At 39.6% G+C, this 23,214-nt stretch carries 14 protein-coding genes; 3 read left to right on the top strand and 11 right to left on the bottom strand.

Annotated features, from left to right (window positions below):
* Position 1: 1 nt before the first annotated feature.
* The 7 genes from gloA2 to ACYZ0U_RS09425 form a co-directional block, all read right to left on the bottom strand.
* A complete protein-coding gene (gloA2, locus tag ACYZ0U_RS09455) occupies positions 2-391 on the bottom strand; it encodes an SMU1112c/YaeR family gloxylase I-like metalloprotein (protein WP_461451842.1) in 390 nt (129 codons plus the stop codon).
* Positions 391-2,613, bottom strand: coding sequence for a phosphoribosylformylglycinamidine synthase subunit PurL (purL, locus tag ACYZ0U_RS09450; RefSeq protein ID WP_461451841.1), 2,223 nt, complete (start codon positions 2,611-2,613; stop codon positions 391-393). The genes gloA2 and purL overlap by 1 nt, the downstream gene beginning before the upstream one ends.
* An 80-nt stretch (positions 2,614-2,693) precedes the next feature.
* Positions 2,694-3,224, bottom strand: coding sequence for a hypothetical protein (locus ACYZ0U_RS09445; RefSeq protein ID WP_461451840.1), 531 nt, complete (start codon positions 3,222-3,224; stop codon positions 2,694-2,696).
* 208 nt (positions 3,225-3,432) lie between these two features.
* Entirely contained in the window at positions 3,433-4,260 is an 828-nt protein-coding gene (locus ACYZ0U_RS09440) for an energy transducer TonB (RefSeq protein WP_461451839.1), read from the bottom strand.
* Positions 4,261-4,436: 176 nt separating this feature from the next.
* Positions 4,437-5,018, bottom strand: a complete 582-nt coding sequence (locus tag ACYZ0U_RS09435) for a DUF4468 domain-containing protein (RefSeq protein ID WP_461451838.1) — start codon at positions 5,016-5,018, stop codon at positions 4,437-4,439.
* Between the two features lie 67 nt (positions 5,019-5,085).
* Positions 5,086-6,132: a porin gene (locus tag ACYZ0U_RS09430; RefSeq protein ID WP_461451837.1), complete on the bottom strand. Its 1,047-nt coding sequence runs from the start codon at positions 6,130-6,132 to the stop codon at positions 5,086-5,088.
* A 293-nt stretch (positions 6,133-6,425) separates the two neighbouring features.
* Positions 6,426-8,048, bottom strand: coding sequence for an ammonium transporter (locus ACYZ0U_RS09425; protein ID WP_461451836.1), 1,623 nt, complete (start codon positions 8,046-8,048; stop codon positions 6,426-6,428).
* A 568-nt stretch (positions 8,049-8,616) separates the two neighbouring features.
* Between ACYZ0U_RS09425 and ACYZ0U_RS09420 the strand changes: the two genes are divergently transcribed.
* Positions 8,617-10,788, top strand: coding sequence for a glutamine synthetase III family protein (locus tag ACYZ0U_RS09420; RefSeq protein WP_461451835.1), 2,172 nt, complete (start codon positions 8,617-8,619; stop codon positions 10,786-10,788).
* Between the two features lie 78 nt (positions 10,789-10,866).
* Here ACYZ0U_RS09420 and ACYZ0U_RS09415 read toward each other — a convergent pair whose 3' ends face one another.
* Positions 10,867-12,762, bottom strand: a complete 1,896-nt coding sequence (locus ACYZ0U_RS09415) for a chloride channel protein (RefSeq protein WP_461451834.1) — start codon at positions 12,760-12,762, stop codon at positions 10,867-10,869.
* On the opposite strand from ACYZ0U_RS09415, the gene ACYZ0U_RS09410 reads away from it, so the two are divergent.
* Entirely contained in the window at positions 12,720-13,898 is a 1,179-nt protein-coding gene (locus ACYZ0U_RS09410; RefSeq protein WP_461451833.1) for an AIR synthase-related protein, read from the top strand. The two genes, ACYZ0U_RS09415 and ACYZ0U_RS09410, sit on opposite strands and share 43 nt — an antisense overlap.
* Positions 13,899-13,965: 67 nt before the next feature.
* Here the strand turns inward: ACYZ0U_RS09410 and ACYZ0U_RS09405 are convergent, their stop codons facing one another.
* From ACYZ0U_RS09405 to ACYZ0U_RS09395, 3 genes are all read right to left on the bottom strand, one after another.
* Complete coding sequence (locus ACYZ0U_RS09405; RefSeq protein ID WP_461451832.1) at positions 13,966-15,120, bottom strand: hypothetical protein; 1,155 nt, start codon at positions 15,118-15,120, stop codon at positions 13,966-13,968.
* A gap of 22 nt (positions 15,121-15,142) precedes the next feature.
* Positions 15,143-17,776 carry a TonB-dependent receptor gene (locus ACYZ0U_RS09400; protein WP_461451831.1) on the bottom strand — a complete coding sequence of 878 codons (2,634 nt, stop codon included), beginning with the start codon at positions 17,774-17,776 and terminating at the stop codon, positions 15,143-15,145.
* A 341-nt stretch (positions 17,777-18,117) separates the two neighbouring features.
* Positions 18,118-21,447, bottom strand: a complete 3,330-nt coding sequence (locus ACYZ0U_RS09395; RefSeq protein WP_461451830.1) for a TonB-dependent receptor — start codon at positions 21,445-21,447, stop codon at positions 18,118-18,120.
* Between the two features lie 318 nt (positions 21,448-21,765).
* On the opposite strand from ACYZ0U_RS09395, the gene lpdA reads away from it, so the two are divergent.
* Positions 21,766-23,154 (top strand): dihydrolipoyl dehydrogenase, encoded by a 1,389-nt coding sequence (lpdA, locus tag ACYZ0U_RS09390; protein ID WP_461451829.1) that lies wholly within the window; start codon positions 21,766-21,768, stop codon positions 23,152-23,154.
* The last annotated feature ends 60 nt before the right edge of the window (positions 23,155-23,214 follow it).

Here is a 23,214-nt window from a genome sequence, read left to right as displayed (position 1 = left end):
ATTATAGCTCCACAAACTCAATCGGCAAGCCATCCGGATCAGCAAAGAAAGTATAGCGTTTATCGGTAAACTCATCTACACGGATCGGCTCTACGGCAATTCCATATTCTTTAATGTGGAATACCGCTTCGTCAATATTATCTACCTCAAAAGCTAAATGGCGAAGGCCGGCTGCTTCGGGGCGTGAAGGCCTTGCGGGCGGATCAGGAAATGAAAAAAGCTCAACCTGGTATTGTCCTGCAATTTCCAGATCGAGCTTGTATGAGTCTCTTTGTTTGCGGTAAACTTCGCGTACTATTTTTAAACCGAGTATCTCTGTATAAAAGTGCTTCGACTTTTGATAGTCGCTGCAAATTACAGCAATGTGGTGTACCCGGTTCAGCTTAAGCATTATTCGCCTAAAATTTCGTGTAATACGTTATCGTAAACCATTTTCAAGTCGGTTATATGGCCGAAAGGTTCAGCATCGACATTCAGGAAACCATCGTTAACAGTACCTAACAGGCTGAACTCAATTTCGCTGGTCGCCATCATCTCGATAAAGCGTTCCTGGTCATCAGGCGCTATACTAACCACTACCCTGCCCTGTGCTTCGCCAAACAGGAATGCATCTTTACGAATAGCATTATCAAATTCAATATCGAACCCTAATTTGTTTGGCAATGCTGATTCAACCAATGCAATATACAAGCCACCATCAGCCACATCATGCGCCGATTGGATCACCTTATGTTTAATGAGTTGTTTTATAACCTGGTGCATGGCGTATTCCTTATCCAGATCAAAATATGGCGCCGGGGCAGCCAATATTTTATGCCATGAAGCTAAATACTGTGACGAGGCAATATCATTAACTGATTCACCTACCAGGTAAATTAAATCACCCGGCTGTTTGAAATCCGAGGTCATTAAAGTCGACATATCATCCATCACCCCTAACATACCAATAGTTGGTGTAGGGAAAACAGAGCCACCATCAGCAGACTGGTTGTAGAAACTTACGTTACCACCGGTAACAGGAGTTTCAAACTTAAGGCAAGCTGCGCTCATGCCCTGTATGGCGCTTACAAACTGCCAGTATACTTCAGGATTGTATGGATTACCAAAGTTTAAGCAGTTGGTTATCGCAACAGGTTCGCCGCCGGCGCAGGTAATATTACGTGCTGCTTCGGCAACTGCTATTTCGCAACCCTTTTTAGGGTCAGCGTAAACGTAACGAGAGTTACAATCTGTCGTAATAACAATTGCTTTATCAGTTCCCATAACGGCAACTACTGCGGCGTCGCTTGGGCGGTTGGTTGTCATGGTTGACACGCCAACCATGGAATCATACTGGTCGGTTACCCAACGTTTTGAAGCGATGTTTGGGTGGGCTATTAAATGCTCGGCAACCGCCACTAAATCAGCAGGCTCCTTAACATCTTCAATTTTAAATTCCTGGTTCTTTTTAAAGTAGGCAGGCTCTTTGTGTTCGCGTTTGTAAACCGGTGCTCCGCCGCCTAAAACTAAATCATCGGCAGGCACATCGGCAACTAACTCGCCTTTCATATAATAATGCAGGCGTTTTGTGTCTGTTACTTCACCAATGATCGCACAGTTTAAATCCCATTTATCAAATACAGCTTCAACCTCTGCTTCGCGGCCTTTGTGTACTACGATCAGCATACGTTCCTGTGATTCAGAAAGCAGTATCTCGAAAGGCTTCATGTTTTCCTGGCGGGTTGGTACTTTATCCAGGTCGATCCGCATACCGTGCTCGCCTTTAGCCGACATTTCGGAGTTGGAGCAGATAATACCGGCAGCGCCCATATCCTGCATACCTACAACGGCACCGGTTTTTATAACTTCAAGTGTGGCTTCCAACAATAATTTTTCCTGGAAAGGATCACCTACCTGTACTGCGGGCAGATCGTTTACAGAATCTTCGGTGATATCTTTAGATGCGAAAGCCGCCCCATGAATACCGTCTTTACCGGTTGCAGAACCTACAATATAAACCGGGTTGCCAACACCGTATGATGTTGCCGAAACGGTTTCACCAGCTTTTACGATTCCTGCCGAGAATGCATTTACTAAAGGGTTGACATTGTAGCACTCGTCAAAAAACAACTCGCCACCCACAGTTGGAATGCCGAAAGCATTACCATAATGACTGATACCTTTAACTACACCCTTAACCAGCCATTTAGTTCGATCTAATGAAAGATCACCAAAACGTAAAGAGTTCAATTGTGCTATCGGCCTTGCACCCATGGTAAATATATCGCGGTTGATGCCGCCCACACCTGTTGCAGCACCCTGATAAGGCTCTAATGCTGAAGGGTGGTTATGTGATTCTATTTTAAAGGCGCAGCCTATTCCATCACCCAGGTCAACTAATCCGGCATTTTCTTCACCAGCCTTAGCCAGCATGCGCGGGCCGTCTTTAGGAAGGGTTTTTAACCAGGTGATAGAGTTTTTGTATGAGCAATGCTCGCTCCACATAACCGAAAAGATAGATAGCTCAGTAAAATTGGGTACACGGCCCAATATTTCATTTATACGATCGTATTCTTCGGGTAAAAGGCCTAAATCTTTGGCGGTTTCAACGGTGGTTAATTCCAGGTGCTCCAATGTATTTCTATTTAGTTGAAAGGATGCGCAAAGGTAGGGAAAAAGGCGGAAAGGTGAAAGGATAATGGCAAAGACTCTCCTTAATTAACCTGCGTCGGAACATCGTGGACAAAAAAATCAATTTCGTGAGAGGGCCAACTGGTAATATGGCTTTTAAACGCTTTTATAAGTGATATATAATTAAAATTATGAGTACCGGCCATTATAATACAAGGCCCTTCATTTATTAAAGTAGTTTCAGACCTGTCACTCGGCATCACCAAAGCTATGTGACCGGGTTTTGAATAAATTGTATTTTTGCAAACTGCAACAACCACTTTACCGTCATCAGCTAATTGCTGTGCCTTTATAAAAAGGTTGCCATTATCAGTTAACTTTTGCCAACCTTGATTTATAGACGAATAGCTGTTTAACCAATTATATTGCGCATTTGCTAATAACACCTGCCCATGTTGTGGCGGCCTTAAAATGTATATATTTAACCTTTCGCAAGCGGCGGCAGCAAATGCGCTACAATGTGTTTTAATACCTTGTTTTGATTCGGGCATATCAGGTTCTCCCGTTTCCCAGTTTACATGGTGTCCCGCGATCCAGAGTTGTTCTACATTCATTGATAAATAAAATTCCTTTAACTTTTGTCCATTAAATTTAATTCTGCATAGTTCCTGCCCGTAACAGTTAGAAATTATGATTAAGCCAATGATCAAAAAACGAATTTTCATATATGATTAAAAAAGAAGAGCCACGATAGCAAGGTAAATAAATTACTATTTAATTTGCCATCGCGGTTCAACATTCATCTATAAATTTGTCCCGGCTTTATTCCTCATCTGTTAATTGAAAGTTGATGGGTATATTATATTGTACCCTAACAGGTTGGCCATTTTGAATACCCGGTTTCCAGGCTGGTGCCAACTTTAAAACGCGTAAGGCTTCTTCATCAAGGCCATAACCAACACCCCTTATCACTTTAAAATTTGATAGGGTACCGTCTTTTTCTATAATAAAACTTACCCAAACTTTACCCTGTATATGCTGATCGATCGCCATTTGTGGATATCGCAGGTTCTTACTCAAAAATTTCGACCATGTGCTTGAGCCACCAAAAGGCTCAGGCATAACCTCAAGTGCATTAAATGATACCGTTTCATTTCCATTACTTTCAGTTGGCCCAGCCGGCTTATCTACAATTCCGGGATTTACTTGTGTAGTTTTAACAGTTGCAGGGCCAATGTTTCCAACTATGGCTGATGCCTTAGGTGGTTCTTCTGTTGCCTGCACATCAGGCTTTACAACTGGCACTAAAAACCTGGTCATTGTCATTGGCGCAGCTGAAGCTGGCTTTGCTGTCAATGGTTGAACCTGAACAATAGGTTTTGGTGGAATAACTACCGGAGGTTTAATATACTTCATTAAAACTACCGGCGTAGATTTAACCATATCAGTAACTTTTTGTACCGCCGGTTTAATCAAAATACTGAGAATTAAAACAATGGAAGCGATAGTTATAAAAGCAATAAGCATTGCCTTTAACATTGTTCGCCCATTATGCTGCCTTAATTCATAAGCGCCATAATTCTTGTTACGATCATCAAATACAAGCTCGAGCCACTCTGACTTGTACAAATCAAATTTTGAGATAAGCATGGTTTTTAAAATTAAATTTTATATAAAACGTTTTTAACCTATTTTATATTTTACTATATGTATTAAATCCGCCATGGTTTAACACTTTTTAACACAGGATGCATTTTCCGGGTTAATTCCATAAAAAAAACCGCATATTTTTTATGCGGCTTTGTTAAATTATGTTAAACACCTTATTACCAGTCTTTTGTTGTGATAACTTTTTTCTTATCAGCTTTAATTGGGGCTGCCGATATCATCAACATAAATTTTTTTAATTTGTCTCCAAAAGCTTTGCTAAATTTCCCTGTTTGATCAAGGTAAGATGCCAACTGAACTTTTTCTAATTTAGATGCCCCATCTTCCAACGGAATATCTATCCCGGGTTCAGGAACGGAATTTCCATACCGATCAACCTTGTAAGGCGTGAAAACAAAATCATTTAGCCAGTACCTGTATTTTTGGTCTTTATATTCAATATTAAAAGTGTAGTTAACTTCGCCGTCAATATGTTTCGCTACAGCCAATCCCGTAAGCATTAACAGCTTTCCTGAACCTTTAATAGCTGATGTTTCATTTTTTTCGATCTTATTTTTCGGATAATTGATCTTTAAAAAATATAAGGCCCTGTTCTGAAAGGTATTTGCAGTTAAACCCGGCTGTTCCACCACCTGGTAATAAATATATTTATTGTGCTCATCAAATGAAAGCAGGTCCTTTTGCGCTATGGCAGATTTAGCCGCAAACAGGCATAATAACGCAACAAATAGTTTTTTCATGTTCTAAAGATAAAAAGCCGCTCCGAATATCGGGCGGCTTTTTATTAAATTATGATTTGGTTTGAGTTTAGAATGCGTAAACTGCTGCTAACACAAATTGTGAAGCATTTGTTGATGGCGCTCCAGAGCTATTGGTAAAGGTTGAGTATTGCTGTTTATTAACATTATCAAGCCTCACTTCAGGAATGAAAGTTAAAGGGCCAGCTTTAATATTAGCAGTTAGCGTAGAGCCAATTACGGACCCACCACCAATTGGGCCGGCAACTGCATAGGTTGATGCAGAAGTACCTGCGTATGATTTGAAATACTCTTCTCTTAAACCTAATGTAACTACTTTTGATACTGCTAACTGAGGATATAATGCAACACCAGCGAAACCGGCACCATAATGAGCAGTTGTATAGCTTGCTGCATTTAAGCCTAATTTAAATGCGCTTGTAATTTGATAAGCAGTAGTTAAATCAAATTCTGTACCTGATACCGGGCCTACAGCTACGTTTAAGTAAGCAGTCCAGTTTTTAACCGGGGTAATTGTCAATTGCGCACCAAAAGTTGATACATCTCTCTGCGAGGTATATACGTTCCACTCATCATTAAAAATGCCAGCCATTAAGCTTACCTTATCGCTGAAAGCGTAAGTTAATTTAAAACCTGCATTTTGGAACGGGCCGTTAGTGAACAGGTAAGAGGTTGAATAGTTAAAGTTTCCTGTCGGAGAAATCACTTCGTAACCGATAAAGGTTGACATATAACCTGCAGTTGCACTCAATTTTGAAGTTAAGTTATAAGCTACATATAAGTTTTGAATATGATAACCTGCAGTTGGAATTGATTCATCGCTGCGCGGACCGAATGAAAGTTCACCCACGAATGAAGCATTACCTACTGTTTTCTTTAAACCAAGATCAACCATTCCAATAGATATTGAATTATTATCGGATGCAAAACTTGTGGGGATATTCGCATGGCCAGAGAAATCATCTTTATAATAAGTATCAACAGATCCGTAAAGCACCAAAGGAGCATCAGCTGTGGTTTTCACAGTATCCTGTGCTTTGGAAGCAAAACTAAAGGCAGAAGCAGCAAGTAAGAAGAGTAAAAATTTCTTTTTCATTTTCGAAAATTGTTAATAGGGTTAAAAATTGTTGGTTGATTAAAAAAAATAGCACTTTAATTCCATACGCTTTGCTGTACCAAACAGGCGTATTTTTTTCCTACATGGCATAAAAATCTAATTATCAACCGCCTGTAAAATTGGGTTACGATTTTACAAAGCAAAAGAAATCCATATCACCATTTTTTGGTAAAATTGATAGATCAGCGCAAGTAAGAGGTGTTAAGAAGGCAGTTAAAAAATGTAATTAAACCCTGTACGATGGGTTAATTCGTACAGGGTTTAATTTATGATTATGCAGATACAGTAGATTTTTCAAATAATCCGTTAATACTGATCTCATCATCTTGAGGAGGATAAACTTCCATACCATGATCAAATATATCAAGGCCGCTTAGCTCGCCATGTTCTTCTACACGAAGTTTCCAAGGGTGTGGCAATTTGTTAACAACAAACATCATGATGTAAGTTACCACAAACACAGCAATGGCAATGGTGAATGTACCTATGGCCTGTGCTTTAAAAACACTCCAGTCGCCACCGTAAAATACACCTTTTACAAGGTTTGCCGCACTATTATCAGCACCGGTTGGTCCGGTAATACCATATTCGCCAGTTGCAAATAAACCTAATGATAAAGTACCCCATATACCAGCCAGACCGTGTACAGATACTGCACCAACCGGATCGTCAATACGGAACCACTCTAATAAATACATACCGCCAAATACTACAAAACCTGCAATACCGCCTAATATAAGGCCGCCCAGCGGGCTAACCCAATAACAAGGGCAAGTAATAGCCACAAGGCCAGCTAATGTACCATTTAAAGTAAAGCCTAAATCAAATTTTCCTTTAGTATTACCCCACCACAATGCTGCAAACATAGCTGTCATACCACCACCGCAAGCTGCAAGTGTTGTATTAGTTGCTATTCGACCAATTCCTTGCGCATCCATAGCTGAAAGTGAACTTCCAGGGTTAAAGCCGTACCATCCAAACCAAAGGATAAAGGTACCTACAGCGGCCATAAGCATATTGTGTCCAGGTGGCATTCCGCCTTTTTCTTTATCATCTCGTGCAAATATTCTGCCTAAGCGCGGGCCTAACACTATGGCTCCTGCCAGCGAAGCAACCCCACCAATAGTATGTACTACTGTTGAGCCGGCAAAATCGCGGAAACCCTGGCCTAAAGCTGCATAGAAATGTCCTGCTGTGCCCATTACTGCCAACCATCCATCCGGACCCCAAGCCCAGTGACCTATGATAGGATAGATAAAGCCGGTGATACCAATAGAGTAAAGGATATCTCCACGGAAGCTTGTACGGCCAATCATAGCGCCTGACACGACAGTTGAGCAAGTATCAGCAAAAGCGTACTGGAATATCCAGTGTGCAATTACAGGGATACCTGTACCTGAGTAAGTTGCAGGGGTATTTTGTAAGAAAAACCATGAGCCATCAGCTTTTAAAGATGGATCTCCGTGCCAGCCGATGAAGCCGTTACCCCAGCCAAACATAAACGCGTAACCAATGGCGTAAAATAAAATACCGCAAAGGCAGGTATCAAACATACACTCCATTAGTACGTTAACTGTTTCGCGTTTGCGGGCGAAACCTGCTTCCAACATTACGAAACCTGCCTGCATACCAAATACAAGGAAGGCTGCAACTAATGTCCATGCAGTGTTGATCGAATTCATCATTGATGTTTCCAGATCGGTGGGTTTTGGGGGTGCAGCTGCTGCAGCATGTGCCGAGGTTCCAAGTAGGCCGGGCAATGTTACCATCGCTACCAAAACTACCAGTAACCCCAACATTTTACCTGTAAAAATAGTCGCCCCAAGCGCCCATTTTTCTCGCGTAAGCTCTTTTAGCGAGCCGAGCAAGTTGTGCTTTGTAGAATTTACTTTCATTTGTTTGTTTGTTTAATTTAGTTTGATTTGATTGTTTTTAGTTTAATTATATAAAAATATAAGTGGGTTGCATTTTTTGATTCAACAAGGGATCAGTTTTATAATAAAAAAGTAAAAGCAATAGCAAAACCCTCGTTTTATTATAATTTTCATAAAACTATACATGAATTTTAACAAAAACAAATTTTAATCCTATAAAAATTGTTAAAATTTAAATATTTATCATTATTTTAAAAAACATAACGATTTTTGGTCCAATTTTGAGAAGTTTTTATTCTTTAACAAAAAGTAATTATAAAATTAACAATGGAATTTAATCAAATTTCAATTTTTAATATAATTATGGTTGATTTTAACCCTAATTTATTAATTATGAATAACTTTTTGCCATTAAAGCGATGATTTATTTAAAAAAAAAGCAGAAAAATCAGTTAAAAAATTTCAAAATCAATTAAAAATCTTCTTTTTCATAAAAAAGCAGCCAAATTTAATTTCATTCAAAACATTACTAATAATTTAAATGATAATTCTATTTTTGATGTTAACCGAATAATTTAAAAATCCCTACATGTCCAATATCAGATTTCAAGCACTCCGGGCTGTACAAAGCAGGGCCATCCCTGAAGTAAAAGTTCCTTCTCAAAAAATTTCAGACTTTTTTGGTGCCAATGTTTTCGATAAAAAGAAAATGAAAGAGTATCTTTCTACAGATGCCTATCAGGGAATTATTAATTCCATAGAAAAAGGCGAACCTATCCCACGCGATATGGCTGAGCAGGTAGCATCTGCTATGAAATCATGGGCATTGGGCAAAGGCGCTACACATTATACACACTGGTTTCAGCCATTAACCGGTTCAACTGCTGAAAAACATGATGCTTTTTTTGAACCATCGGAAAATGGCAGCGGTATAGAAAAATTTTCGGGAGATGCACTGGCTCAGCAGGAACCGGATGCATCCAGTTTCCCAAGCGGGGGCATACGCAATACATTTGAGGCACGTGGCTATACTGCCTGGGATCCTTCATCCCCGGCTTTCATAATGTCACGCACTTTATGTATCCCAACAGTATTTGTATCCTATACAGGCGAAGCACTGGATTATAAAGTACCTTTATTAAAGGCATTAAGTGTTTTAGATAAAGCCGCGATTGACGTTTGCCATTATTTTGATAAAGGTATTGAAAAGGTAAACGCGTCATTAGGTATCGAGCAGGAATATTTTTTAGTTGATCTTGCCTTATTTAATGCCCGCCCCGATCTGCATCTGACAGGTCGTACATTATTTGGACACATGTCTGCAAAAAATCAGCAGTTGGAGGATCATTATTTTGGGTCGATACCGGAGCGTGCTTACGCATTTATGCAGGATATGGAGACTGAGGCCTTATTATTAGGTATCCCCCTTAAAACCCGCCATAACGAAGTTGCGCCCTCACAATTTGAGTGCGCGCCTGTTTACGAGGAAATAAATCTGGCCATCGATCATAACCAATTATTGATGGATTTAATGGATCGCGTTGCCAAACGCCATAGCTTTAAAGTGTTATTGCATGAGAAACCCTATGCGGGCATAAATGGCTCTGGCAAGCATAATAACTGGTCGTTGATTACCAATACTGGTAAAAACCTGCTATCTCCAGGAAAAACGCCTAAGAATAACCTGATGTTCCTTACTTTTTTTGTGAATACCATCAGGGCGGTTTATGAGCATGCTGATCTGTTAAGAGCATCCATTGCATCGGTTAATAACGATCATCGCTTAGGGGCCAGCGAAGCGCCACCAGCTATCATGTCTATATTTTTAGGCAGCCAGTTGACTGAGGTTTTAGATGAGATAGAAACATCGCGCATTAGCAAAATAATTAAGGATGATGCCTTATTATGGCAGGGCATCCCAAAAATACCGCAAATATTAAAGGATAATACAGATAGGAACCGTACATCGCCATTTGCGTTTACCGGTAATAAATTTGAATTCCGCGCGGTAGGTTCATCGGCAAATTCAGCGGCACCAATGACTACACTTAACCTGATCGTGGCCGATCAGCTTAAGAAATTTAAGGTTGATGTAGACAAGCTGCTTAAAAAAGGCGAGAAAAAGGATGTTGCCATCCTTACCATTATCAAGAGGTATATTAAGGAATCGAAACGCATTCGTTTTGAAGGCAACGGTTATAGTGATGATTGGGAAAAACTTGCCGAAGAAAGAGGATTATCCAACATTAAAACTACGCCAAAGGCGCTGGATGTATTGATCTCTGAAAAATCAGAAGCTTTATTTAAGGACACCGGTGTATTTACCAGTCGCGAAGCACATGCCCGCCATGAAATTTTACTGGAAAGCTTTTACAAAAAATTACAGATAGAAGCCCGTGTAATGGGTGAGCTTGCTAACAATACCATTATTCCTGCTTCCCTGTCCTATCAAACAAAACTGATCGAGAATGTGAAGGGATTAAAAGAACTTGGTTTATCTGCGGAGCTATATAAAACACAGCTTGACATCATCACCCAAATATCTGAGCATATCAATGCTATCAAGACCGATGTAGATAATATGGTGCAGGAACGCAAAACAGCCAACAATATTGAAAACTTGCGCGACAAGGCAATTGCTTACGACGAAAAGGTAAAAACCTATTTTACGCCGATACGATACCATGTAGATAAACTGGAGCAATTGGTTGATGATGCCGTTTGGCCTTTGCCAAAGTTCAGGGAGTTGTTGTTTATATAAACAAGATTATGATATTTTATAGATTTGCAGGATATGAGATTATCTGGTTATCCTGTCAATCTATTTAATCACCATTCATTATATCCTCGCAAACAAATCCGTTTCCTTATGCTGCTTGATGATCAGTTCACGGTACTGTGCTAACAATGCAGATTTGGATATAAAGCCAATAAATTCTCCGTCCCTTATTACGGGCAGCTGCCAGGCATCTATCGCATCAAAAACTTCCATCACGGTACTTACAGGTTGGTAATAATCAATGATGGTTGGCGGTGGCGTCATGATATCTTCAACCGTTATGGCTGTTGGTTTTTGGTTGAACATTTGCTTTCGCACCTGGTCCATCAGGATAACCCCATCTAATTCTCCCTCTTCATCCAACACCGCAAAAATATTTGCGGTGCTTTTTGACAATAACTGGTAAAATTCAGCAACTGGCATTGCTTTGTTTACTGCAGTAAAAGTTTTATTAATAATACTATTTAAACTTATGGAATCAAGCATATTAAAATCCTGTTCAGGCCTTATATTCTGCTCATGCACAAGTTCTTCCCAATACATATTGTACGGGTGGTACATACGCGAGATTACATATGATATTGCCGAAACGATCATTAACGGGATAAATAATATATAGCCACCCGTAATCTCCGCTATCAAGAATATTGCGGTCAAAGGTGCGTGCATCACTCCGCTTAAGGCACCTGCCATACCAACGGCTATAAAATTACTTACATTTAAATGTACCAAGCCCGTTTGGTTTGCGGCAAAAGCCACAAACAAGCCTAAAAAAGCCCCGGTAAACATGGTAGGTGCAAAAGTACCGCCATTACCGCCGGAGCCTATAGTTATACCCGCGGCAATAATTTTCATAAGCACAATACAAGCTATAAAAAGCAGCATCACTAATGGCTGGGCGAGCCAGCTGCTAAATAGCGTTTCATTTTTAAGTGTGGTTATGTTTCCGTTGAAAATATCCTGTAAGTGTGAATACCCTTCACCAAAAAGCGCGGGGAATATCATAATGATCAGCCCTAATATCAATCCACCGGCAAGTGCACGCTGATAACGGTTATATTTTTTGAACAATCCATGTTCCAACTTACCTGCAACTTTGGATATGTATACCGAGATCCATCCGCTGAATAATCCTAAAACCACATAAAATGGCAAGGCATTAAGCGACCATCCATCAGTAACCAGGTGAAACAACTGTCCTGAGTATAATAGTTTTGACACCACTACTCCTGTTGCTGACGCGATCAGTAATGGAATAAATGTAGGGATGGTTATCTCGCCTATTAATATTTCTAAAGAGAACAATACACCTGCTATGGGACTGTTAAATACAGCAGCAATACCTGCGGATGCACCAGCTGCTATTAAAACTGTTTTTTCATACGGGCTCAGGTTAAAAAATTTGCCGGTGTTTGAACCTAAAGCAGCTCCCATACAAACAATCGGCGCTTCCAAACCTGATGATCCACCAAAACCTACCGTTAACGAGCTGGTTGCCAGGTGTGCATAAACATTATTGATCTTGATATTTGAGCGGTTACGTTTTATGTTGATGAGTATACGTCCAATTCCTTTTTCAATATGATCGCGATTGATGACATGCTGGTAAAAAACTGTCAATAAAATACCCAGGGCGGGCAAAAACGCAAAAGCTAAATGATAATATAAATGAGCCGCAATATCCTCACTCAGCACCTCCATGACGTGTACTACATACTTTAAAACAATTGCTGCTAAGCCACCTAGAAAACCTACCACTACACTGCAATAGATAAGGAAATTGCGCTGGATGTTTCTTTTTAACCGCCATTTATTGATCTTATTGGCAGCTCTTTTTGCAAATTTTATATAGCCTGGATATTTCAATACGTTGTTTTTAATTTGATAAAAACTAATAAGCAGTATATTTGCCCATGATTTCTCCGCAAAGATATGATCTCCGAGGCGTATCTGCATCAAAAGATGATGTACATAATGCAATTAAAAATATTGATAAAGGTATTTTTCCTAAAGCCTTTTGCAAAATAATACCTGATATAATAACAGGCGACGAGCATTATTGCAATATTATGCATGCCGACGGAGCGGGTACAAAATCCTCATTAGCTTATATTTACTGGAAAGAAACAGGTGACATTTCAGTATGGCGGGGCATTGCGCAGGATGCGATCATTATGAATTTAGATGACCTGCTTTGCGTAGGCGCGATTGATAATATTTTACTGTCATCAACCATCGGCAGAAATAAAAATTTGATTACCGGTGAGGTGATTGCTGCTATCATCAACGGCACAGAAGAAATTCTGGCCGGATTAAGAAACGCAGGAATAGGAATTTATTCAACGGGTGGCGAGACTGCTGATGTGGGCGACCTGGTACGCACCATAATTGTCGACTCCACAGTTACCTGCCGCATGAGACGCGACGAAGTGATCTCAAACCATAATATTAAACCTGGTGATGTGATTGTTGGTTTGGCATCGTACGGCCAAGCTACCTATGAAACTGAATACAATGGCGGCATGGGTTCAAACGGTTTAACCTCGGCAAGGCATGATGTATTTGATAAAATCCTTGCCGAAAAATATCCTGAAAGTTATGATGAGGCTGTGCCTTATAATCTTGTATTCTCGGGCAGTAAAAAACTGACTGACCTTGTCGACATCGGCGATGGTAAAACCATTACAGCCGGTAAACTGGTATTATCTCCAACCCGCACTTACGCCCCTATCGTAAAACAAATACTTGATGGCTATCGCGATAAAATACATGGTATGGTGCATTGCAGCGGTGGCGCCCAAACCAAAGTATTGCATTTTGTAGATGACCTGCATATTATTAAAAACAACTTATTCCCGGTTCCGCCATTGTTTAAACTGATACAAGAGGAATCACAAACCAGCTGGCAGGAAATGTACAAGGTGTTTAATATGGGTCATCGTATGGAGCTATATGTTCCACAGGAAATTGCTGAAGATTTGATCGCTATATCAAAAAGCTTTAATGTAGATGCCCAGGTCATTGGCCGTGTTGAAGCTGCAGATAAAAAACAAGTGACCATACAATCAGAATTTGGCGAGTTTGTTTACTAATTGGAAAAAATATAAAAAGAAAAGCCCCGAATTCGGGGCTTTTCTTTTTATAAAAATAGCGGATTAATTATTGTTGGGCAACCCATGCAGTACCATTCCATTGGAATGTATAAGTAGTATTAACATCACCACCGCCAATATAAGCTTTGTAAATTACCTGGTAATTTGTGTTCGTTACAGGTGTAGTATAATCAGCTTTTAACACTAATATAAAGGCTGCGTCAAGTTCAGCTGGTGTCCATGCACTTTCAAAGTCTCCGTAAGAACCAAGGTTCGTTAATAAAGAAGTCGAAGCACCTGTAGCTGTTCCTGAACCTGTTATAAGTGTAATATCAGCAGTAGTAAGTGTGTGTGCTATCACAGGTAGCGGCTGCACATATGCCCAAGTACCATTTGTTTTAGCAAAATTTATAGTAACCGGGAAGCTATATGGTGCTACAAATTTGCTGCCGTTGTACTCTAAAGGTTGTACCCTTTGATAATCGGCAGTTGAACTAACGTAATAGTTATAGCTCACATAAATAATATCACCTGTCTTAACTGTATCAGTTACTGTTACATCAGTATTAACTAACGCACCTAATGTTTGTGGTAAATTTGTAAATGCAGTAGTAAACTCATCATATTTACCAATACCCAAAGTAGTGTATTGCGCAGGTTGTACAGTGTAAATTGCCTGCCATGCACCATTTACGTATAAAAATGAGTAAGGCATTACCGGAGATGAGGCCGTAGCTGTAGGATAAATCGTCCAGGTAAGTAATTTTAATGTACCGTTTGGTACACTTGGAAATTTATACGGCAGCCATTGTAATACCTGGGCTATAGTAAAGTCAGTGTATTTATTTCCAGGTAACAATAAATAATCCGCAGCAGTTAACGTATATGAGTCATCTTTGATCACACTATCAGCCTCTGTAAATGAAGCAGGTGATTGTGTGTAAGTAATCGCAGCAGTTGATTTATTAGCTGCCGCAGCATATTCAGTATTCAAAATTGTTGCTATGCCAGCTTGTGCATCAGTGCCATTTTTAAAACTAAATGCTGTAGATGCATAATTAGTTGATGGCAGTTTTTGGTAATCACTGTTTTGCAACGTTAACGTTAATGTTTGTTGCATAGCATTTGCCGGTACAGGCAATACTGAATGCAAAGCTGGCTCTTTTTGGCATGCTGTAAAGGCCAATGCAGCAATGGCCAGTAAATAATTTATCTTTTTCATCTTCATCTTTAAATTTTTATTATTAAAATCTAATCTTTAGCGTTGTTGTAAATGTCCTTTGCAGCATATAATCAACAAGGATATTGCCATTTGCTGTTGAACCTGTTCCTGCATAATCCTCAGCATCCGTAATTACCTTTGAGTTTAATAAGTTGTTTACAGTGCCGATCAATTGAGCATCAAAACCACCCATTTTGAATTTGTAAGCAGCGTTCATTTTCCATAATGCATAGTTCGGAACTATATATGGATGTTGATTAGGGCTGGTATAGTTTGTGAAAGGAACATAAGAAGTATAGTTCCAATAGTAGTTACATGATATACCAACTTTTAATTGTGGCACCAATTTTACTTCAGCAAAAGCCTGGAACATATCCTGAGGTGTATCACCTATCTTTTCGTTTTTCAGGTCAATTACAGATTGTGTTGCAACAACCTGACCTGCAGAGTTAACTAAACTTGCAGGACCTGCGTTTGCAGTGTAGTAGTTATCTTCAACAGTAACCATACCGCCAACCAATACTTGCTGTACCGGTTTGTAGTTTAACTCTAACTCAACACCCTGGTATATAGCGTTAACGCCTGATACGTTAATAGTAGATATATCACCTGTTTGAGAGTCAGTAACTGTTGACGCTAATGCCCTATCTTTATAAGAAGTTCTGTAAGCGTCAAGTTTCAAACTCAAAGTTGATATTTTATAGTTATAACCTAACTCGTAATCAAACAACTTTTCAGTAATCGCTTTATTATTGATCTGGTTAGTATAATCAACAAACACACCCGCAAAGTATGGTGGTTTAGTTAAATAACCAACGTTGGCATAAACGTTCATCTGTGAATTGATGTTGTAGTTTGCACCACCTTTTGCCTGGTAAGTAGTAAAGTTTACCCAACGGCTTTTTTGTGCAGGATCATTATCAAGATAATTGAAATAATCTCTTCTTGCGTCAGCATCCTCAGAACCTGATAAAGTTACAAAGGCAGTAAAGTTATTTTTTGAGTATTCAGCCTGAGCAAATGCACCGCCTGACTCAACATAATCACGGTTATAGTAATCAATTTTACCATTAACACCTACATTGTCAATTGGATTGTTGATATCGCCTACACCGGTACCTTTAGCTGTACTTCCGCTACGATTGTACGCTACGAAGCTTCCGCCTAACAGGTCATCAACTCTATCATAATGATTACCTACATAATATCTTAAATCAACACCAGCCTCAAGGTCAAGATATTTACCAAAAGTTGTTCTGTAAGTACTTCTTAACCCAGCCCAATCTGTTTGTGAGTGTGAGTCATAAGCGTATGTAGTTGATGCACCGTTTGCATTAGCTGCGTTTGCAGTTTCAATTGCTGTGTAGTTGATCGGAGTATATTCTCCGCCTGATCTTGCAAACGCATTTACACCTGATCCGCTCGGATACATCAGGCCGCCACCGCCACCGCTACCCAGCAGGCCGTATAATACAGTTGATAAACTTGATCTTGAGCTAATTGTCCACTCATGATTGATAGATAAGATTGGCTCGCTATAAAAATTGTTGTAAGGATTGTAAGTTTGACCGTCTTTGTAACCATAATAGCTATTCCAGGCAACGTCTTGTGGCGCACCCAGGTAACCAGGGTAGTTTTTCCCGCCTGATACATATGGAACCAGATTTTCTTCTGGTCTTTGACCATGTGATTGGTTTGTGCCGATTAAGGTTAACGCGATTGTTTGCGATGGAGATAATATTTTTGAAAGGTTAAAGAAGTAATCATAACCTTTAAAGTTTGATCCATCAAAAGGGAAAGCACCTTCAGTACGTGAACCTGCAAATGTTGCGGCCCACCCACCAGCGGTTAACCCTGTAGAAACCATAACAGCAGTTTTGTTATACCCATCAGAACCGATACCTTCCGATACGAATCCGCCAGCTTGCTGATCAGTAGTACGTGTGGTAACATTTACAGTACCCCCAAATGCCGGAACTATAATTTTATTAGCACCTATACCACGTTGAACTTGTATAGAACGTGTCACATCGGTAATACCTGAAAAGTCAGACCAATATAATGCACCTGTTTCAGGGTCATTTACCGGGATGCCGTTTACTGTGTAAGCAACATTGCCATTACCTGAACGGCTTGAGAAGCCCCTGATACTGATACGCTGATCACCATAACCACCATCACCATCGGTAGCGAATACACCCGGTACACCTATTAACAGGTCAGGGATATCGCCGTTACCAATGTGTTCTTCAATAAATTCAGGGCCAATTGTTGTAACCGCAACAGGCGTTTTTCTATCGATAGCGATATCACCTGTAATAACTACTTCTTTCATATTAGAAGAGTTCGGGTTCAAAAAGATTGTGCCTAAATTCTGGTTTCCGTCACCAAATGTGATTGTGCGTGGAACATAACCAACAAAACTAACCACCAATGTGTGACTGCCTTCAGGTACATTAAGTTTGAAAGATCCATCCAGTGAAACCTGGGTGGCCACGGAAGTTCCTTTAACCATAACAGTAGCGCCAACCATTGACTCATGTGTTATAGTATCAATAACTTTACCAGTAATGTGTGACTGTGCACCTGCAACCTGTGCCAGTGCCGCACACATAGTAAAAACGGAAATGAATAACGAAAGTAAATACTTCCTCATACTTGCTTGCTTTTAAATAAATAATGATTCAATTAATTGGCTCAAAGATAATTTGTATAGTCCGTCTGTAAGTTAATTTAATGTTAACAAAAGTTGAATAATTATCAACAGTAAGGTGAATAATTAATAATTCTATTAAAAAAAGCCTGTTTTTAATATAAATATTGAACTTTTTAACTTTTTAAACTTCTTAATAATGTTGCTTTGTAACAAAATAGTTACAAAGCAACATTAACAACTTCAAAATTCAAACATATTTAAAGGGTATTATTGTTATCTTATTCAAACAAAAAAAGCCGGCAAAAGCCAGCTTTTTTTGTTTAGATGTTACTAAAGCTTAATTAGTTAAAGATATATCTTAAACCTAACTGAGCCTGAAAACGTGACAATTGTGACACATCATTAATAAATGATGATGTAACAGGAGTATTGGTAGTTTTATTTAACAATGGGAACGAATAAGTTGGAGCGCCTGCCGAGTTTAACCCAACATAGTGTAAAACTGTAGTAGCACCTGAGTTAAAGCCGTTAAATGAATCCTGGTATAAACCCCAGTTTTTATTTAACAAGTTACCAACGTTAATAATATCAAATGATACTTCAATAGTATTTTTAGAGTGACCTGCCATTACATAAAAATCCTGTATCACTTTAAAGTCGAAGCGTTTGTAGTACGGCAATATTACACCGTTTCTTTCAGCAAACTGCCCTTCGTGTTTTTTCAGGTATTTATCCTGGTTAATGAAAGCGCTTAACTGATTCCATTGTGTTTGTGCTGTACCAGGGTTAGTTGATGCATCCGGTACTAAAATAATGTCGCCCTGATTTTTAGGAATATACATTAAATCGTTTGTTGCACCATCTCCGTTAGGGTCACCACTGGTGATATATGATACAGCGCCGTTGTTAGCCATTTCAAATATCAAACCTAATGAAGTAGCGCCATGGCCAAAGTAATCTTTCTTATAGATCAATGAACCGATAACACGGTTTGGTTGAACATAAGAACTGTTTGACAAGTTATCAGCATTAGGGTTACCTGCTACATAACGTGAGCTCCAGATAGAACTTGCTGTTGAACCGCCGTCATTAACATCTCTTGAACCGCTATGGGTATAAGCTACGTTAAAATAAAAACCGCTGCTAAAAGTTTTTTGCAACTGGCCGGTAACAAAGTAAGAATCGCCCTTGTTGGTATTAGTTAAATAATATAAACCAGTGATAGACGGATTAGCCGCTGTTGCCGCTGATGCCGCAGGAGTAGTGTTTTTTGACGTATAACGAATTTGTCCACCAGAATTTGGAAGTGTAGCAAAACCATTGGACAATACTAAGTTTTCAGTGTAAATAGCGTTAATATCTTTTGTATACGCGCCTTCAATTGTACCGATGATACCCCAGCCTAATTTTTGATCTAAAGCAAGGTTAGTTCTAAATACTTTAGGGTATTTCAAATGCGGGTCTGTAATATCAAGCTCGTATGAGGTATTAGCTGCTGCTGTACCTGTTGGGTGATTAGCTGCAACATTCGGATTGAATGTTAACTGTGCATTTTGGGCAGCAGTGTTTCCGGCTGCACCTTTTACAACTGTATAAGATCCGAACAGCACACCGTTATTTGATGCCTGGTTTGAGATCCACACAAAAGGTACTGTTCCGGAGAACAATCCTGTTCCGCCACGCAATTGTGTTGAGCCATCACCGTTAACATCCCAGTTAAAACCTGCACGAGGTGATAATTGCACACGATTCTCAGGCAATACAGATGTATTTACATGAATACCCTGCTGGAAAGTAAGGCCTGTAACGTTTGTATTATCAGGTAAGCTTGTCGGGAATGCGTCATAATCGGCACGGATACCATAAGTAACCCTTAAATCATCAGTTACATGGTATTTATCCTGGGCATATACGCTATATATACCTGCTTTAATTTTTGCAAAAGGAAACCCGTTACCTGTAGCTGAATACCGCACAGTATAAGCCGCTGCTGCTAAACCATGCAAAAAGTCATATGCAGAGTTATAAGTGTATAAACCGTTGTAATCAGGGGCAAATCCGTTGGTATAGCTTTGTAACTGATCGCTTGTACCGAAAGTAAACTCATGTTTACCTGAATAGAGCGTTAAGTCATCAGAGAACTGGCCAATATTGGTTGTTAATATGTTGTTGGCTGTATACAATTCGTAACCAAAGCTGGTTTCAACTGCGGTAGATTTAACAACATCAGTTGCTGTACCTACTGATGTGCTGTTACCAATATCAACCATTGGGATATTACTACCACCTAATGAAGTACGGTAATCGCGTAATGCTGAATAACCAATTGTAGCCCTGTTTGACAGGTTACTGCTGATACGGCTATCTAACTCGATGATACCTATATTAAAATTATTGTTAATACGGTAACCTGAGCCGTAAAAAGGCAAACTGGTCACACTTGCATCACGGGTACTGCCATAACCAACACTAGTTGTACCGTTTGAGTTTGATACACCTGAATTACTTGGCGGGTGATCTCCGTATGATTTTAAGTAAAAGTATTTAGCACTTAAAGTATTGTTTTTGTCGATATTCCAGTCGATTTTAACGGTTGCTTTATTGCTGTAAGTTTGAAAACTATAGCCTTGGTATGCACCTGGATTGTAGTTGTATTTAGTTATTAAATACTGTTTTATAGAATCAAGCGTTGAAGATTTGGCTTGTGATACCGAACCACCGGCACCTGAGCCTGTCGCAACATAAGGAGTTGCAGGCTGGCTGATGCGCTCTTCCTCACCCGATACAAAGTAGAATAATTTATTTTTGATGATCGGCCCGCCAAAACTTGCACCAACCTGGTGATAGTTAAATGGTGTTTTAGTAACATCTACATTACCTGCCTGGTAACCTGTAAGGCCTGTACTGCGCAAATAATCATAAACAGTAGCTTTAAACTGGTTGGTACCCGATTTTACTACCGTATTTACACCGGCACCGGTGAAATTACCCTGGCGAACGTCATAAGGTGCGATATCAACCTGTATCTGGTCAATCGCGTCTAATGAAATAGGCTGAGAGTTGGTTTGACCACCTAAAGTACTTGCTAAACCAAATGAATTGTTAAACAATGCACCGTCAACAGTAATGTTATTAAACAAATTACTGCGTCCGCCGAAACTTAAACCGTTGGCAGATGGTGTTAACTTTGTAAAATCACTTAATGAACGGTTAAGCGTTGGCAAACCCTCGATTTGCTGACGGTTAACTGTTTCACGCGCGCCGGTACGTGATGAGTTAATGATTTTACCGCCTTGTGCAGATACTTTTACCTCTTGCAAATTGGTACTGCTTTCTTTAAGAGCAGCCGCAATGTGCTGATCCTGGCCGATTGAAAGGGTGATACCTGTTACAATGTAATCTTCGTAGCCTACAAAACTCACTTTAAAGGTGTAGGGTCCGCCTACTCTTAAGTTAGGTAAATTAAAACGACCATCTGATCGGCTGCCGGTGGAATAAACGGTACCGGTTGGAATGTGTGTAATGGTAATTGTAGCACCCGGAATAGCACCTTTGCTATCGGTTACAATACCATTGATTGAAGCGGTTGTTACACCCTGGGCGTGCACTTTTTTAGTTGTGAAAAAGGCTAAACACGTGACAAGTAAAGTTAGGAGTAAATACTTCCTCATACTGCTTTGTTTTGGGTTAATGATAAGTCAATTAATTGCAACAAAAATAATACAGCGCTGTATTATGAATGTTACATTAGTGTTAACATTTATTAAATACATATCAACTATTAACCCAAATAGACAATCATATGTTAAATAATATGTATAATAAGTATTAATTTTTCAATTATTAATTATTACAACAATCGTATAATATGTACAACATTTATTCTAAAGCTTTTACAATCAATCAATATTTAACAATAGCGGGGCATTTTAGCATATCGGGCTATTTACTTAGCTTTGCGTAAATTATAATACATTATAAATAGAAGTATGAACTACGATTTAATTGTTATAGGGTCTGGCCCGGGTGGTTATGTAGCTGCCATTCGCGCTTCCCAACTGGGCTTAAAAACCGCGATAATTGAAAAAGAATCTCTTGGTGGTATATGCCTTAACTGGGGCTGTATCCCAACTAAAGCCTTATTAAAAAGCGCACAGGTATTTGAATACCTTAACCATGCTGCTGATTATGGCATCAACGTTAACGGTGGCGAAGTAAATTTTGAAGGCATTATAAAAAGGAGCCGTGGTGTTGCAGATGGCATGAGCAAGGGCGTTCAATTTTTAATGAAGAAAAACAAGATTGATGTGATAGTTGGTTTTGGTAAAATAAAAAGCAAAGGTGTTGTTGAGGTAAAAACCAGCAATGGCTCAACTCAGGATATCACAGGTACCAATATTATTGTAGCAACCGGTGGCCGCTCTCGCGAATTGCCAAACATCAAACAAGATGGCCGCAAAGTAATTGGTTACCGCCAGGCAATGATATTGCCAAAACAACCAAAATCAATGATCGTGGTTGGCTCTGGCGCTATCGGTATCGAGTTTGCTTATTTCTATAACTCTATCGGTACTTCGGTTACTGTTGTTGAGTATTTGGATAACATTGTGCCTTTAGAAGACGAAGAAGTTTCAAAACAATTAGCCCGTTTACTAAAAAAGACAGGTATAAATATCCTGACCGGCTCAAATGTTGAATCTGTTGATACATCAGGCGAAGGTTGTAAAGTAACTATCAAAACCGCTAATGGTACCGAAGTTTTAGAGGCTGATATCGTTTTATCGGCTGTGGGTATCTCAACTAATCTTGAAGGCATCGGACTTGAAGAAGCTGGTGTTAAAACCGACAAAGGCAAGGTATTGGTTGATGATTATTACAAAACCAACGTTGAAGGTATTTTTGCCATCGGCGATATTGTAAAAGGCCAGGCATTGGCACACGTTGCATCTGCCGAAGGTATTATTTGTGTTGAGAAGATCGCAGGTCACCATCCTGAACCGTTAAACTACAATAACATTCCGGGTTGTACTTATTGCGCACCGGAGATCGCTTCTGTAGGTTATACGGAAAAGGCAGCAAGAGAAGCAGGATATGAGTTGAAGATCGGTAAATTTCCGTTCTCCGCATCAGGCAAAGCATCTGCCGCAGGCGCGAAAGACGGCTTTATCAAACTGATTTTTGATGCTAAATACGGCGAAATATTAGGCGCGCACATGCTGGGACATAATGTTACTGAATTAATAGCTGAAATAGTAACCGCGCGTAAGCTGGAAGCTACCGGCCATGAGATCATCAAATCGGTACACCCTCACCCTACTATGAGCGAAGCTGTTATGGAAGCCGCTGCCGAAGCTTACGGCGAGTGCATCCATTTGTAGAGTAAAAATTAAAAAATTGACTCATATAAAGATCAATGACTAATCGTCATTGATCTTTAT

It is taken from the genome of Mucilaginibacter sp., assembly GCF_965225845.1.
Lineage (GTDB): Bacteria > Bacteroidota > Bacteroidia > Sphingobacteriales > Sphingobacteriaceae > Mucilaginibacter.
This window is presented reverse-complemented; position numbering and strand designations above follow the sequence as displayed.